Here is a 13,731-nt window from a genome sequence, read left to right as displayed (position 1 = left end):
ATGGATCGACGCAGCCTTCTCGTCGGCGGGATCGCCGCCGGCCTCGCCGTTCCCGGTCTCGGCCCGACGGGCGCCCCCAGGCGATCGCACCGGACGATCCGGCTGTGGCCGGGCCGCCCGCCCGGCGCTGCCGACGTCACCGTCACCCAGCGGGCGGTGCGGCGCTCGGCGACCTCGCCGCCCGACGACCTCGCTTTCTACGGTGTCACCGAACCGACTCTGGCCGTGCTCCGGCCCGAACGGCCCAATGGCATCGCCTTGCTGATGGTGCCCGGCGGCGGCTACGAACGGGTTGCGACCGCCCCGGACGGCGGCGCGCTCGCCCACCTCTTCGCCGATCGCGGCTTCACCGTCGGCACTCTGCTCTACCGTCTGCCGTATGACGGCTGGGCGGCGGGTCCGGACGCGCCGCTGCAGGACGCGCAACGTGCCTTTCGCCTGTTGGCGCGCGACGCCGGCGCCGCGACCAGGGTCGGCGTGATCGGCTTCTCGGCCGGCGGCCATGTCGCCGGCAGCCTCGCCGGCCGCTTCGCCGATGCGACCTACGACAGGGTCGACGAAGCGGAGTCGTTGCCGGCGCGCCCCGATTTCGCCGGCCTGTTCTTCCCGGTGATCACGATGGCCGATCCCTACGCCCACGCCCAGTCGCGGCGGAACCTGATCGGCAAGGCGCCCGATGCTGACCGGATCCGGCGCTGGTCGCTCGAGCAGAACGTGCCCGCCGACATGCCGCCGACCTTCCTCGCCGCCGCCGCGGACGACAGAACGGTGCCCGTCGAAAACAGCATGATGATGTTCGCGGCCCTGCGCCGCCGGAAGGTGCCGAGCGCGATCCACATCTTCGACATCGGCGGCCACGGCTTCGGCACGCCCGGCGACGCGACCGGCCCAGGGCATTTCTGGCCGGATCTGTTCGAGGATTGGCTGGGGCGGCACGTGGCCGGGATGCCTCGGTGAGTAAACCTTATGACACACTCCAACACACAACGCACCGTTCGGGCTGAGCCTGTCGAAGCCCTTCACTTCCTCAGGGAAGAAGAGAAGAGGAGGGCTTCGACAAGCTCAGCCCGAACGGTCTGAAGTTGTGAAATGATTCCCACATTACGGGATTGAGTCTCAAAATATGACTATTCACGGCCTTGTAGCTCAGGCATAAGGCGCACCGAGGACGAAAGGAGAGGGACGTGGAAACCCACGCTTTCCGAATGCAGCTGAAACCGGGGCAAGCGGACGAGTATCGCCGCCGCCACGACGCGCTGTGGCCCGAGCTCGCCGCCTTGCTGACGGACGCCGGCATCCGCGATTATTCGATCTTCCTCGATCCCGAGACGGGCGCCCTGTTCGCCACCCTGAAGCTCGCCGTAGATCATGACCGCGACAGCCTGCCGGCCCATCCGGTGATGCGCCGCTGGTGGGATCACATGGCCGACATCATGGAAGTCGAGCCGGGCAACAAGCCCCGCGAATGGCCGCTCGTGCCGATGTTTCATCTTCCCTGAGGAGCCCGCAAAGTGGCCGCCACCAACCACCAGATTCCCCGCGACACCGTCACCGACGCGATCGGCCGGCTGATGGACAATCTCGTCAACATCAAGGACGAGACCGGCGAGTTCCTGCTCCACCTGGAGGACGGCCGCATCATCGACACCAAGGGCTGGGCCGGCTGGGAATGGACCCACGGCGTCGGCCTGTTCGGCATGTGGCGCTATTACGAGCAGACCGGCGACAAGGCGGCGCTGCAGATCATCAAGCGCTGGTTCGAGGATCGCTTCGCCGAAGGCACGCCGACCAAGAACATCAACACGGTGGCGCCGTTCATCACGCTCGCCTACCTCTACGAGCACGAGCCCGATCCCCGCTACATTCCCTATCTGGACACCTGGGCGGAATGGCTGATGGCGCCCGACGGCCTGCCCAAGACGGAAGAGGGCGGCTTCCAGCACATCGTCTACAATGACGAAAATCCCGGCGAGATGTGGGACGACACGCTGATGATGTCGGTGCTGCCGCTCGCCAAGATCGGCCTGCTGCTGAACCGCCCGCATTATGTCGAGGAGGCGAAGCGCCAGTTCCTCGTCCACATCAAATATCTGTTCGATCGCAAGACCGGCCTCTGGTTCCACGGCTGGGATTTCAACGGCCGGCACAATTTCGCCGAAGCCCTTTGGGCGCGCGGCAATTGCTGGGTGACGATCGCGATACCCGAAATCATCGAGATCCTCGATCTGCCGCCGGGCGACGCCTTCCGCACCTTTCTCATCGACACGCTCGCGGCGCAGGTGAAGACCCTCGCCGAGACCCAGGACGAAAGCGGCCTGTGGCACACTCTGATCGTCGATCCGACCTCCTATCTCGAGGCATCGGCGACCGCCGGCTTCGCCTACGGCATCCTCAAATCGGTGCGGAAAGGCTATCTGGACCGCCGCTATGAAGCGGTCGGCCTCAAGGCGGTGGAAGGCGTGCTCGCCAACATCAGCGCCGACGGCGAGCTACAGCAGGTGTCGTTCGGAACCGCGATGGGCGACAGCCTGCAATTCTACAAGGACATCAAGCTGACTTCGATGCCCTACGGCCAGTCGCTCGCCGTGCTCGCCCTAGCCGAATTCCTGCGCACCTACATCTGATCCGCCGCCGCCGAGCGCCCGCGAGAGGCGCAGGCGGCAGACCCGTCCCCGAGAGGAACCGCCATGCCCATCACCGGCGCCTTCGCCCCGACCGGCAGCCGTCCCGTCCGCTGGTACAATTACGGCGCCTACGGCTCGATGGACATATTAGGCGCGGGCTCGATGGCGGTGATCAGCGGCTGGGTGCTGATCTTCTACACCACCTTCTGCGGGCTGGAGGCCTGGGAAGCGGGGCTGATCTTCACCGTTGCCCGCGTGCTCGACGCGATTGCCTCGCCGGTGATCGGCCACATCTCCGACAATATGGGCTATACCGCGCTCGGCCGCCGGTTCGGGCGGCGGCGCTTCTTCCTGCTCGCGGCCATTCCGCTGCTGCCCTCCTTCGCCCTGATGTGGGTCTCGGGCCAGAGCTTCTGGTATTATCTCGTCACCTATGTCGCGTTCGAACTCGTCTACGCGATGGTGATCATCCCCTACGAGACGCTCGCCGCCGAGATGGGCAAGGATTACAAGACGAAGGCGAAGTTCGCCGGAATCCGCATCCTCTTCGCCCAGGCCTCGGCGATCGTCGCCGGCTTCGGCCCCAAGATGCTGATCCAGTGGCTCGGCGAGGACCGCCCCTACACCTTTCTCTACATGGGCATCCTGTTCTCGATCCTGTTCATGATCACCGCCGGGCTGCTCTTCCTGTTCAGCTGGGAGCGGCCGCCGTCCGAAGTCGCCGCGCTGCGCAGCGGCGAGGCGAAGCCGAGCGTCGGCGCGGCGATCAAGGCGCTCTACCGAAACCTGTTCTCGACGCTTCGGATCCGTGCCTTCCGGCTCCATCTCGGCATGTATCTCGGCGGCTATATCAGCCAGGACGTGTTCAACGCCGCCTTCACCTTCTTCGTCGTGTTCGCGCTCGCCGGTTCGATCAGCGTCGCCTCCACTTTGCTCGGCACGATGTACATCGTCCAGTTCGTCGCCGTCATGATCGCGATCAACCTGGCGCTGCGGATCGGCCCCGCTTTCGCCTATCGGCTGGCGGCGGCGAGCTTCGCGATCGGGGTCATCACCCTGCTCGCCATGTGGAGCGCCGGCATCCGCTCGGGCGATGCCTTGTTGTGGGTGCCGATCGCGTTCGCGGGCCTCGGCCGCGGCGCGCTCAACTTCATCCCCTGGGCGACCTACAATTACATGGCCGACGTCGACGAGATCGTCACCGGCCGCCGCCGTGAGGGCGCCTTTGCCGGGGTGATGACCTTCATACGCAAGCTCACCCAATCGGCCGCGGTCCAGGGCGTCACCGCGATCATGAGCCTCGGCGGTTTCGTCTCGGGTGCCAAGGCGCAGAGCCCGCAGGCGATCACCACCCTTGCCGTCATCCTGGGCGTCGGCACGGTCGGCATGCTGATCTTCGGCGTGATCGTCTCCTATCGCTTCAAGCTCGATCCCGCGACCCACGCCTTGCTGATGGACGAGATCGACCGGTTCAAGACCGATCCGGACGCACCGACCTCGCCCGAGACCAAGGCGGTGGTCGAGGATCTGTCGGGCTGGCCGCACGCGCAGCTCTGGGGCAGGAATCCGGTCGCGCGGATGTGAACGCCATCTTGGCGCGGCGCCGGCTTCGCGGCATGGCGCGGGGATGATCGACACCGATGCGCAGAAGCGCGCCGCAGCGGACGCGGCGGTCGCCGAGATCCGGGCGGGCATGCTGGTCGGCCTCGGCACCGGCAGCACTGCCGCCTTCGCCATCGCCGCGCTGGCGCGCCGGGTCGAGGCAGGTCTCGACGTCCGCACCGTCGCCACGTCGCACGCGACCGCAGCGGCCGCCGAAGCCGCCGGGCTCGCCGTGCTCGACATGGCCGATGTCGCGCGCGTCGATCTGGCGATCGACGGAGTCGACGAAATCGATGCGGCCTTCCGCGCGATCAAGGGCGGCGGCGGCGCGCTGCTGCGCGAGAAGATCGTCGCCGCCGCCGCCGACCGGATGATCGCGATCGCCGACGCGGGCAAGAAAGTGGACCGGCTCGGCCGACATCCGCTGCCGCTGGAAGTGCTGCCGTTCGCGCGCAGCGCCGTCGCCGAGGCGGTGGCGGCGCTCGGCGCCATCCCGGTCCTCCGCGTCCGCGGCGGCGCACCGATCCTCACCGATCAGAACAACGTGCTGATCGATTGCCATTTTCCCACACTGGGCGACCCCGAAGAGCTGGCGCGCGCGCTCGCCGAGGTGCCGGGCATTCTCGGCCACGGACTGTTCCTCAGCGAGATCGACGCACTCTATCTCGCCGGTCCCGAAGGCGTCCGATTATACGAACGTAGCGGTTCGCAGCCGCGCCGCCTGCGCTAACCAGCTTCTTTCCAATTGCCGCCCCGGCGGCCACGTCCTAACGCCGCCACATTCCTTCGAGAGGAGCTCTTGCGCAATGCGATTGGCGATGATCGGCCTCGGCCGCATGGGGGCGAACATCGCCCGCCGACTGATGAAGCACAGCCACGAAATCGTGGCCTATGACCACTCGGCCGAGGCAGTGCAGGCGCTCGCCGCCGAGGGCGCCGCGGCGGCGGCTTCGCTCGAGGATGTGGCGGGCAAGCTGTCGGGGCCACGCATCTTCTGGGTGATGCTGCCGGCCGGCGATCCGACCGAGCAAACGATCGAAACGCTGATCGGCCTGGCTTCTCCGGGCGACATCGTCATCGACGGCGGCAACAGCTTCTTCAAGGACGACATCCGCCGCGCCAAGGCCTGCGCGGAGAAGGGCCTCCATTATGTCGATGTCGGCACGTCGGGCGGAGTCTGGGGGCTGGAGCGCGGCTATTGCATGATGATCGGCGGCGACGAAGAGACGGTGGCCTTGCTCGATCCGATCTTCGATGCGCTTGCTCCGGGCTACGGCAACGTGCCCCGCACGCGCGGCCGCGACGGCCAGGATGATCGCGCCGAGCGCGGCTACATCCATGCCGGCCCCGCCGGCGCCGGCCACTTCGTCAAGATGGTCCACAACGGCATCGAATATGGCCTGATGCAGGCTTATGCGGAGGGCTTTGACGTGCTCAAGACCCGCGCGTCGGAGAAGCTTCCCGAGGAGGAGCGGTTCGACATCAATCTGCCGGACGTCGCCGAAGTCTGGCGGCGCGGCAGCGTGATCTCCTCCTGGCTTCTCGATCTCTGCGCCGACGCGCTCGCGCAGGACGGAGCGCTTGCCCAGTTCAGCGGTCGCGTCGCCGACAGTGGCGAGGGCCATTGGACGGTCAATGCCGCAATGGAGCAGGCGGTGCCGGTCAACGTCCTCTCCGCCGCCCTGTTCGCCCGCTACCGCAGCCGCTCCGACACCACCTTCGGCGACAAGATGCTGTCGGCGATGCGCTTCGGCTTCGGCGGTCATGTCGAGATGCCGCAATGATCGCGCCGGCGGGGCTCAGCGCGTGACCAAGATCCGCCTGGTCGTGTCCGACGTCGACGGCACCCTGGTCCGCTCCGACAAGAGCCTGTCCGACGCGGTCGTCGCCGCCGCCGAGCGGCTCCGCGCCGCCGGAGTCCATTTCAGCCTGATCAGCGCCCGCCCGCCCAGCGGGATCTGCTGGATCGCCGAGCGCCTTGGCTTGCGCGGCCAGATCGGCGCGTTCAACGGCGGCACCATCCTCGAGCCGGACGGAACGATCCTTAGCGCCGTGACCCTCGATCCCTCGGTCGCGGCACACACGCTGGACGCGCTCGATGCGGCCGGGGTCGACATCTGGCTGTTCGCCGACGGTAACTGGTATGCATTGACCGAAGACAATCCGCGGGTTCCTCGCGAGAAATTGTCGTCCAACGTCGATCCGGTGATCGTCTCCGATCTCCGGCCCCTGACTGGCCGGGCCGACAAGATCGTCGGCGTCTCGGAAGACGAGAGCTTGATGGCCAGGCTCGAACGCGATCTCGCCGCCGCGCTCGGGCTCCGAGCGCACGTCGCCCGCTCCCAGCCCTACTTCCTCGACGTTACCGCGCCCGCCGCCAACAAGGGCGACGGCGTCGCCGCGCTCGCCGCCGCCGCCGGCGTTGCGCTGGAAGAGGTCGCGGTGCTCGGCGATCAGCGCAACGACCTTCCCATGTTCGCCCGCGCCGGCCTTTCCATCGCCATGGGCCAGGCCCCCGACGAAGTCCGCGCCGCCGCCGATCAGGTCACATTGCCCAACGACGAAGACGGCGTCGCTTACGCGATCGACACCCTTTTGCTCGGCGGAGACGGGGCCGCACGGCGCTGATCGGCGCACGCATCAAGGGTATGCGCCCGATCTAAGCGATTCGTTGATGGTCGCGCACGCGGCCGCACGGCAGAGTCCGACTCGCTTCACGAGGGAGTTTGCCCATGCTGGTCGCCGCCGCCGAATCCGCCCGATCGAGTTTCTCAGCCCTCGCGCGTCCGCTCGACGCCGCGTCGGGTCTGCTCTCGAACCGCAATGCCGGCGGGGCGCAGAGCCCGATCGCCGCTCTGGTCGATCAGGTCCGCGCCGAGGCCAATCCGGTGCAGCAGGGCGCACTGATCCGCGCGCTCGATGCGCTCTCCGGCGGCAGGGCGGAGACCGATGCGCTGCTTCGCAATGGTGCACCGGGCCAGACGGCGCCGGCCGCCAAGGGCAAAAGCGCGGCCAAGCCCAAATATGACGGGTCGAGCCTCTACGGTGCGTCGGGCAAGCCGCAATTGCGCGACATCCGCCAGAGCAATTTCGGCGATTGCTATTATGTCGCGACGCTCGGTGCCGTCGCCGACAAGGCTCCGGCCACGATCCAGAAGGCGATCCGCTACGACGCCAAGTCGCAGACCTTCAAGGTCACTCTGCACGATACGAACGGCAAGCCGCAGACCTTCACGGTGAGCCAGAAGGAGATCGACTCCAACATCGCGATGGGCGGCGGCAGCCGCCGCGACGACGGCGCGGCCAAGGCGCCGATCTGGCCGGACGTGATGGAAGTCGCCTACGCCAAGATGCTCGATACGAACCACAAGGACGGCCTCGCCCAGGGCTACAAGGATCTCGGCGACGGCGGCTGGCCGAAGGACGGCATGGAAGCGATCACCGGTCGCGAGGGCCGCGAGGTCAAATTCGATCAGAGCTGGTTCGAAAGCCGCGGCCACGCGCTGGACGAGGTCGGCAAGCAGGCCGCCGACGCGCTCAAGAACGACAAGCCGGTGACCGCCTGGTCGGTGCCGGAAAGCGACAGCCGCAGCCTGTGGGGCAAGATGACCGGGGCGGCGATCGAACAGGATGGCCTGGTCGACAACCACGTCTACACCGTCACCAACGTCTACAAGGACGGATCGGGCAATTGGCAGGTGCAGATGCGCAATCCCTGGTCGCACAACCAGGTCGGCGAGGGCAAGGACAGCAACAGCGCCTTCATCACCCTGCCGCTCGACACCCTGGTGCGCACCGGCGGGCTCAACTCGTTCCGGATCGGCCAGTAGCGGCGCGGCGAAACCCGCGCTAGGCTCAAGTCATGACACGGGCCGCCATCACCATTATCATGCTGGCGCTCGCCACGCCGGCGGCGTGCAGTGCGCAGGCGCCGCAGGACGGAACCAGGATGATGATCGCAGCCCCTCCGGGCACCGCCAAGGATCTGGGAAGCGCCGCTGGAGATCCCGCGGCGACGGCGCTGGCGGCTCTGGTCGCCCGCCAGATCGGCGGCGATTACCGCATCCAGTCGGCGCGCTTCTTCCGCATGCAGGCGGTGATCGGCTGGAATTCGGTGTCGAAGTTCGTCGCCGGCCAGCGTTCGAGCACCGGCATGCCGCCGTCGCCGCGCTTTCACGACGGCGGGCTGGATCTCATCGATCTCTATCCGGCCGAAGGCGGCAAGCCCGCTTTCGCCGTGGCGATGGCGCAGGAGCCACTCGCCGACGGCGGCAAGCTGGTCGGCTATTTCGAGCTCGGCCCGCCCTGACGGCGCAGGGCCGAGCCGGCACGCCCGCATGGAAATCCCAGCTTCCGCTGGGATGACGGTAGAAGGGGGCAGGTCACGTCCTCGCGGGCACGTTCTTCCCAACTGTCTCCAGCGTCATTTTCTCCCCGGCACCCCGCCGTCATCCCACCACCCCTCCGTCATCCCAGCGAAAGCTGGGATCTCCCGGAGGCTACACGCCGGCGCGAGTGAAAAGCGCCGCGCCATTTCCGCATGGAGACTCCAGCTCGCGCGCGCTTATTTCTTTTCTTCGGTCTTCTCGGTCTTGGTGCGGTTGACGTCGATGTCGACGTCGATGTCGCCGACCTCGTCCTTGATCGCCCGTCCGGTGCTCTTGGCGACGTTGCCGATGCCGGCGGCGACGTCCTTGGCGGTGTCGGCGGCGTCCGACGCGGCATCCTCCACCCGCTGCTCGTTATACTGGATCCGCACCTGATCGTTGGCGTCGTCATTCTGGACGTTGCAGGCGGCGGCAAGGCCGAGCAGCGGCAGCGCAAACATGAATCGCACGATTTTCCTCCGTTGGTTTCTGCCTCAACGAGCGGAGATCGTTTCGGCTCCATCACGGGGCGTCGTCCTGCATAGACGGGCCGTGCCTCTCCCGCGCAGGGATTGGATGTAGCGTCTCGCGGCCAGACCCAATCCTCCCTGTCGCCATAGGCGATGGGGAGGGGGACCACTCGAAGAGTGGTGGAGGGGCTATCGGCGCCGGAGGCCCCTCCACCAGCTTTCAGCTGGTCCCCCTCCCCATCCGCTGCGCGGACAGGGAGGAGAAGGCCAATTGCAATCGCCCTATCACCCACCAGGCCTTGACGCCCGCGCCTGCACGACTAGCCAAGGCACCGCCTGAGAGCGACCGGCCTGCAAGAGGAAGTAAATGATGCGTTTTGCGACTCTGGCCGCGGCCCTCGCCCTGCTAGCTACCAATGCCGCGGCCGCCCCCGACGCAGCGCGCTTCACGGCTCGCGATTATGTCGGCGACAAAGTCTTCACAGGCGGCATCGAAGGCCCGGCGGTCGGCCCCGATGGCGCGCTCTACGTCGTCAATTACGCGCGTGAGGGGACGATCGGCCGCGTCCGCCCGCAGTCCGGCGGCACCGGGCAGGCGACCCTGTTCGCGACTCTTCCCGAAGGCAGCGTTGGCAACGGCATCCGCTTCCTCGCCGGCGGCCGCATGCTCGTCGCCGACTACAAGCGCCACCGCCTGCTTTCGGTCTCGCCCAGGGGCGCGATCGGCACCTATGCCGATCTTCCCTCGGCGCACCAGCCCAACGATCTCGCCGTCGCGCCCGACGGGATCGTCTACGCCAGCGATCCCGATTGGGCGCACGACGCAGGTCGTCTCTGGATCATCGGCACGAACGGCAAGGCGTCGATCCTGGAAGAGGGCATGGGCACGACCAACGGCATCGAGGTCAGCCCCGACGGCCGCCGCCTTTATGTCGGCGAAAGCGTGCAGCGGCGAATCTGGGTCTACGACCGGCAGGCGGACGGGAGCGTGACGGGCAAGCGCCTCTTCGCCACCTTCGCCGATCACGGCCTCGACGGCATGCGCTGCGACCAGGCCGGCAATCTCTACGTCACCCGCCACGGCGGCGGTGCGGTCGCGATCTTCGCGCCCGATGGAACGCTGACGCGCACGGTGGCGCTGAAAGGCAAGCTGCCCAGCAACATCGCGTTCGGCGGCAAGGACGGCCGCACCGCCTTTGTCACCCTGCAGGATCGCGGCGCGATCGAGACCTTCCGCACCGAAATGCCGGGCCGCGAGTTCCGGGGCGCGCAGCGACGCCGGTAAGCGCTTGAGCGTGCACCGGGGCAACGCTGCCGCCGGCTGATCCGAGGTTCGAGGCACGCGCGGGCGTCGCGGTCGCCGCATTGCGCAGCAGCCGATCGGCGCCGGGACAGTGTCGCATTCGTCCCATCGTCACAAAATTCCTCCCACCGCACCCCTGCGATTGCCGCCCACAAGGCGCTGCGCGAGCGCTGCCCGGCACCAATTCCGGGGAGATGCTTCAGCGATGTCAGCTTCCATTCGTGCCTGCCTCGGCGGGCTTGCCGTCACCCTCCTTGCCGGCGCCGCTTCGGCACACAGCGAGGAACCCGCGCGCGATGCGCAGGGAAGTGCGACCCGCGCGGCGGAGGACGCGTTCGGCGCCACCGCGGGGATCAACCAGGTTGGCCTGTACAGCCCCTACCAGACCCGCGGTTTCGATCTCACTGCCACCGGCGGCGCATTCCGCATCGACGGCTTCTACTTCCATCCTGCGGCGCTGCCGTCGGATTCGCTCGTATCGGGGTCCGCGATCCATGTCGGCATTGCAGCAACGGCGCTGGATCTCTCCTCTCCGACCGGCGTGGTCGGATACCGGCTTCGGGAGCCGGGTGCGCGCGACGGCCTGTCGCTCACCGCCGGAACGCGCGGTTTCGGATCGCCAAGCCTCGAGGCGCAGGCCGATCTGGTGAGCGGAAACGGAACGTGGGATCTCACGGCCTACGGCTTCGTCAGTCCGGAGGAGAAATGGTCGAACGGGCAGGACGGATCCCGATACGATGTCGGCGCCGTCGCCCGCTGGACGCCCGGCCCGGCGACCCGCCTGCGCCTGTTCGCCGGCCTCAGCCGGGATTCCTACGACGGTGACCTTGCGGTCCTGCCGCGGGATGCGGCCAATCCCCCGCCGCTGCGGGTGCGCCGTCACTATGGGCCCGATTGGGCGCGCACCCGCGCCACCGGCGGCAATTTCGGGGCCTTGTTCGAGCATCGCTGGGGCGACTGGTCGCTCGGCGCCTCCGCTATCCGCTCGACCCGGGAGGCCGCGCCCGCCGACACCATCGTGCTGGAGGTGGATGGTGCGGGGCTCGCCAGGAGCACTGTCTATCACACGCGGTCGGTCGACATTCGCTCCGACTCCGCCGAGGCAAAGCTTTCCCGGTCGCTGACGTTCGCCGGCGCACGCCACCGGATCGGCGTCGCGCTGCGCCAGCGCAAAACGATCAGCGACCGCGCCGACGCCGTCGCGATCCCCGCCGGCACGTTCCCGATCGCGGCGGGGCCGGTGGACGTGCCCAGGCCCGATCTGCCGGAGGATGTGCCGTCGACCCGCGACACGGTCGATCAACGCATCCTCAGCGCCACCTATGCGCTTTCGGCCGGCGACGCGTTCGAATTACGCCTGGGCGTCCATCGCAACCGCTACGAAAAGACCGTTCGTCACGCTTTAGGGGCGCCGTCGACACAGCACGTCACGAGTTGGCTCTACAGCGCCTCGGCGCTGTGGAATCCGGCGTCGAGACTGCACCTGTTCGCGAGCTACGTTTCGGGCCTGGAGGAATCGGGCCTCGCCCCCGACGCCGCCCTCAACCGGGGCGCGGTGCTGCCGCCGGTCGAAGCGCGGCAATATGAAGTCGGCGCCCGTTTCGATCTGACGCCGCGCCTCAAGCTGATCGTCGCCGGTTTCGACATCCGCAAGCCGATCTACGGCTTGCGCGCCGACATGATCTACGCGCCGGTCGGCACCGTCCGGCACCGCGGCATCGAAGCCTCGCTCACGGGCCAGCTCACCCCCACCACCACGTTGGTCCTCGGGGCCAATTTCGTTCGCCCCAGAGTCTCGGGCGAATTGGTGGAGGCGGGGTTGGTAAACCCCGTGGCGCCCGGAGTCTCCCGCTTCAACGGCACGATTGCCGTCGAGCAGAGAGTCGCCGATCGCTGGAGCCTGGACGGATATCTGCTCTACGAGGGATCGCGCCGCCGCGACAATCTCGGCGCGACGGAGGTGGCGGGCGTGCCCTTCGCGATCGCCGGCACACGCTACGACTGGTCGGTGGGGAAGACGCCGCTGTCGCTGCGGGTGCAACTGGTCAACGCGCTCGGCCGCAAGGGCTATTATGCGACGCCTTACGGGCCGCTGGTGCCGATTACCGGGCAGCATTGGCGCATTCTGCTCACCACCCGGCTCTGAAATGCGGCATAACCGATTCTGCCGAACCTTTCGTCCACGATCCGCCCCCGTATCCACCATCTCAGAAGGAACGTCTGAACGATGATCGATCTGGTCGCCCGCTTCGCACGAACCTCCCAGTCCAGCGAGCCCCGCCGCACGGGAGCGGCGCTGGCCCGGCACCTTGCCCCGTTCGCGCTGATCCCTGCGGGCGCGGCCTATTGCCTGCTCTACGAAGCCGTCTTCACCGACGTGCAGCCCGATTTTGCCGGGAGCATGATCTGGGCGATCGCGACCTTGAGCCCCTGGGTCGCAGGAGCGATGCTGTTCGAGCGGCTCGCCCGATCGGCGAAGAGCCGGACGCAGCTGCTGATCCTCGGCATCGGCCTCGCCTGCGCCGCTTATGCGGCGAGCTGCATCGCGGCCTTGTGGCTCGGCTCCGGCGCGGAACGGGCCTATTTCAGCCGGCTGCCGCTGCTCGGCGTGGCGCTGCTCGCCGCGTCGCTCTACCCACTCAAGGCCTCGACGCAGCCTGCGCAGGACCTGGTCCCCTCGGGCGACACACCGCCGGTCGCACCGGCGGACATCCTCTTCGCCTGCGCCGCCGGAAACTATGTCGAGCTTCATACCGAAAGCCGCACGATCGTCTGGCGGCAGACGATGCGCAATGCCGAACGGGTGCTGCGCGATGCCGGCTTCGTTCGGGTCCATCGCTCCTATCTGGTGCCCTGGCGGACCATCGACATGCTGGTGCGGGACGGGCGCAGCGTCGTCGAAGTCGCGCTCCGCAACGGGCGCCGGCTCCCGGTCTCCAGCCGCTACGCGAACAACCTCGCCAGCCAGACGCTGCAATAGCCGATGCGCGGCAGAGTGTGCCCACTGGCGTAACGACCTCCGACACCCCATATGGTCTTTATCGCGCCGACCGCCGACGAGCATGGCCGCGACTGAGAGAGGCTTCGTGCTCCCGCTCCGACGCGGAGTTCCCATGCCCATTCTGCTTCAGCCTGCCACCCCGCGCCGCGCGCCCGCGATGTTTGCCCGATCCGCCGCGTCCGCCGACGGGCGCAAGGCCGCGCATGCCCAGTTTCACGCGCCGCGCGGTTCGACCACGGCGCCGCCCGAGGCTGCGCTGGACCGCGGCGCGCCCACGGCGGCCGAGCGCGACCTCAGCGAAAATCCGGATCGCGGCTTCGCCGAAGGCGACGGTTCGGGCCGAGATGATTGAAGCTGCCGATTT

14 protein-coding genes are annotated in these 13,731 nt (G+C 67.7%); 13 read left to right on the top strand and 1 reads right to left on the bottom strand.

What is annotated here, in order from left to right; all coding sequences use genetic code 11:
- The 9 genes from ETR14_RS06925 (at position 1) to ETR14_RS06885 (ending at position 8,535) form a co-directional block, all read left to right on the top strand.
- Positions 1-957 (top strand): alpha/beta hydrolase, encoded by a 957-nt coding sequence (locus ETR14_RS06925; protein ID WP_165356349.1) that lies wholly within the window; start codon positions 1-3, stop codon positions 955-957.
- Between the two features lie 227 nt (positions 958-1,184).
- Entirely contained in the window at positions 1,185-1,499 is a 315-nt protein-coding gene (locus tag ETR14_RS06920) for an L-rhamnose mutarotase (protein ID WP_129383975.1), read from the top strand.
- A gap of 12 nt (positions 1,500-1,511) precedes the next feature.
- Positions 1,512-2,624 carry a glycoside hydrolase family 105 protein gene (locus ETR14_RS06915; RefSeq protein WP_243455801.1) on the top strand — a complete coding sequence of 371 codons (1,113 nt, stop codon included), beginning with the start codon at positions 1,512-1,514 and terminating at the stop codon, positions 2,622-2,624.
- A gap of 63 nt (positions 2,625-2,687) precedes the next feature.
- Positions 2,688-4,208, top strand: coding sequence for an MFS transporter (locus ETR14_RS06910; protein WP_129383974.1), 1,521 nt, complete (start codon positions 2,688-2,690; stop codon positions 4,206-4,208).
- A 43-nt stretch (positions 4,209-4,251) separates the two neighbouring features.
- The gene (gene rpiA, locus ETR14_RS06905) at positions 4,252-4,956 is read left to right on the top strand and encodes a ribose-5-phosphate isomerase RpiA (protein WP_129383973.1); all 705 of its coding nucleotides are present in this window, start codon (positions 4,252-4,254) and stop codon (positions 4,954-4,956) included.
- 76 nt (positions 4,957-5,032) lie between these two features.
- Positions 5,033-6,010 carry a phosphogluconate dehydrogenase (NAD(+)-dependent, decarboxylating) gene (gene gnd, locus ETR14_RS06900; protein ID WP_129383972.1) on the top strand — a complete coding sequence of 326 codons (978 nt, stop codon included), beginning with the start codon at positions 5,033-5,035 and terminating at the stop codon, positions 6,008-6,010.
- A 22-nt stretch (positions 6,011-6,032) separates the two neighbouring features.
- On the top strand, positions 6,033-6,854 hold the full coding sequence (locus ETR14_RS06895) for a Cof-type HAD-IIB family hydrolase (protein ID WP_243455800.1): 822 nt from the start codon (positions 6,033-6,035) through the stop codon (positions 6,852-6,854).
- Between the two features lie 104 nt (positions 6,855-6,958).
- Positions 6,959-8,056, top strand: coding sequence for a C2 family cysteine protease (locus ETR14_RS06890; protein ID WP_129383970.1), 1,098 nt, complete (start codon positions 6,959-6,961; stop codon positions 8,054-8,056).
- 32 nt (positions 8,057-8,088) lie between these two features.
- A complete protein-coding gene (locus ETR14_RS06885) occupies positions 8,089-8,535 on the top strand; it encodes a hypothetical protein (protein ID WP_129383969.1) in 447 nt (148 codons plus the stop codon).
- A 255-nt stretch (positions 8,536-8,790) separates the two neighbouring features.
- Here the strand turns inward: ETR14_RS06885 and ETR14_RS06880 are convergent, their stop codons facing one another.
- Positions 8,791-9,063 carry a hypothetical protein gene (locus tag ETR14_RS06880; RefSeq protein WP_129383968.1) on the bottom strand — a complete coding sequence of 91 codons (273 nt, stop codon included), beginning with the start codon at positions 9,061-9,063 and terminating at the stop codon, positions 8,791-8,793.
- 367 nt (positions 9,064-9,430) lie between these two features.
- On the opposite strand from ETR14_RS06880, the gene ETR14_RS06875 reads away from it, so the two are divergent.
- The 4 genes from ETR14_RS06875 (at position 9,431) to ETR14_RS06860 (ending at position 13,719) form a co-directional block, all read left to right on the top strand.
- Positions 9,431-10,348 (top strand): SMP-30/gluconolactonase/LRE family protein, encoded by a 918-nt coding sequence (locus tag ETR14_RS06875; protein WP_206185990.1) that lies wholly within the window; start codon positions 9,431-9,433, stop codon positions 10,346-10,348.
- A 223-nt stretch (positions 10,349-10,571) separates the two neighbouring features.
- A complete protein-coding gene (locus tag ETR14_RS06870; RefSeq protein WP_129383967.1) occupies positions 10,572-12,512 on the top strand; it encodes a TonB-dependent receptor domain-containing protein in 1,941 nt (646 codons plus the stop codon).
- Positions 12,513-12,593: 81 nt separating this feature from the next.
- Positions 12,594-13,346 carry a LytTR family DNA-binding domain-containing protein gene (locus ETR14_RS06865; protein ID WP_129383966.1) on the top strand — a complete coding sequence of 251 codons (753 nt, stop codon included), beginning with the start codon at positions 12,594-12,596 and terminating at the stop codon, positions 13,344-13,346.
- 133 nt (positions 13,347-13,479) lie between these two features.
- Entirely contained in the window at positions 13,480-13,719 is a 240-nt protein-coding gene (locus tag ETR14_RS06860; RefSeq protein ID WP_129383965.1) for a hypothetical protein, read from the top strand.
- Positions 13,720-13,731: the final 12 nt, after the last annotated feature.

Source organism: Sphingosinicella sp. BN140058 (assembly GCF_004135585.1).
In the GTDB taxonomy this organism is placed as follows: Bacteria; Pseudomonadota; Alphaproteobacteria; order Sphingomonadales; family Sphingomonadaceae; genus Allosphingosinicella.
Note: the sequence above shows the minus strand (reverse complement) of the source record. Positions and strands in the feature narration are given on the sequence as shown.